This is a genomic window from Clostridiales bacterium, assembly GCA_017961515.1.
Taxonomy (GTDB): domain Bacteria; phylum Bacillota; class Clostridia; order Acetivibrionales; family RGIG10202; genus RGIG10202.
Map to the genome: position 1 here is coordinate 1 of JAGCXC010000009.1, position 1811 is coordinate 1811.

Consider the following 1811-nt stretch of genomic DNA (forward strand, 5'->3'; position numbering starts at 1 on the left):
ACTGAAAATCCTCGTGTCGGCGGTTCGATCCCGCCCTGAGCCACCATTTAAGAAAAAACATACGGAGGAATACCCAAGTCTGGCTGAAGGGATCGGTCTTGAAAACCGACAGGGTGTAACAGCCGCGGGGGTTCGAATCCCTCTTCCTCCGCCATTTGAAGAAATCGGTTTAATACTAAAGTATTAAGCCTTTTTTCTTTCTTAGTAAAAAACTAGTAAAAATTATTTAATTTTTTTAATACAAGTGGTATAATAGGTTATTAAAAGCAGGGACAAAAAAATGAAAAACTTAGGGGTATTAGTAAAAGGAATAATAATCGGCTTTATAAGTATTGCTATCCCAGGATTAAGTGCGAGTACAATCGCTATTATCCTAGGCATCTATTACACTATGATAGATTCAATAGCCTCAATTCTTAAAAGTTTTAAGAAAAGTATTATATTTTTAATCTTTTTAGTATTAGGATATTCTATTGGTAGTTTAGGTGGAGCTTTTGTTATTTCAAGTGTTTATAAGGTTTATCCACTTCCATTATTATTATGTATCATTGGTATTATCATTGGTTCATTACCAAAAATGATAAGAGATGTCTTACCATATAAAAAGAAGATATCTAATTGGATGATTTCTATATTAGTAATGGTAGCACTATTTGCATTTTCTTTTGTAGTCAGACAAGGGAAATTAGTCGATTTTTCTGATATGCAAATATATGATTATATCATCCTTGCTGTTGTTGGTTTTGTTACCTCGGTTACATTGGTTGTGCCTGGTGTTGATTTTGCGGTTGTATTAATAGCGTTTGGATATTATTATGCGATTGTTAATGCGATATCAGAAATGATGGTATTAAAGAATCTATTACTTAACGCTAGCGTTTTATTAACATATCTAATTAGTTATGGTCTTGGTGCTTTTTGTTGCTCAAAGATAATTAAAAGATTGATAATGAAACACGAAGAGAGAATGATGTTTGTGAATCTAGGTTTTGTGATGATATCACCTTTTATTGTTATCAAGTCAGCAATAATCGATAATGAGACACAAATCAACATCACATCTGTAACATTATTAATTGGAATATTACTTGCAGTCGCTGGTTTTATTGCGATGATTGTCTTTAATCATTTCGCAAGTCCCACAAATAAAGATAGAGCTCATCAGACAAGACATATGTTTAGATTCTATTTTATGATTTTGTCTCAACCAATTAAAGCTGTTAAGATCTATACAACAATGCGAAAAATGGTAAAGAAGAGAGACTCAATACCATTTGAAGAAAGATACAAGTATTGTATGAAAGTAATTGATGTTGTGAATAAAGGTGGAAGAACTAGACCGGTGTTTGTTGGAGAGGAAAATATACCTGATGAAACAACAATGTTTGTATCTAATCACCAAGGTAGATATGATGGAATTGGTATATATACAAAGCTAAAAGACAAACCAACATCGTTCTTAGCACTTCGCTCAACAATGAATGCACCGATGTATTATGAATTCTTTAAACTGTTAGAGAGTGTATATGTTGATGAAAATGATGTTAGAAGTCATGTATATGCAATAAATAAAATGACAGAGATGTTGAAAGAAGGAAGAAACTTCATTGTATTCGTAGAAGGCGGATATACAGATAACAGAAACGAACTACAAGAATTCAAAACTGGCGCTTTAAAATCAGCATTTGATGCTAAAATAACTATTACACCAATAGTCTTATATGATTCATGGAAGGTATATGGAGTATCTTCTATTAAACTAATAGAACCAGAAGTGCATTTTTTAAAACCTTTAAAATATGATGATTATA

1 protein-coding gene and 1 tRNA gene are annotated in these 1811 nt (G+C 32.0%); both read left to right on the forward strand.

What is annotated here, in order from left to right:
* The first annotated feature begins 63 nt into the window (after positions 1-63).
* Positions 64-154, forward strand: a tRNA-Ser gene (locus J6Y29_00415).
* 126 nt (positions 155-280) lie between these two features.
* Positions 281-1811 (forward strand): DUF368 domain-containing protein (locus J6Y29_00420; protein MBP5426356.1); only part of this gene is annotated, 1531 nt, incomplete at its 3' end.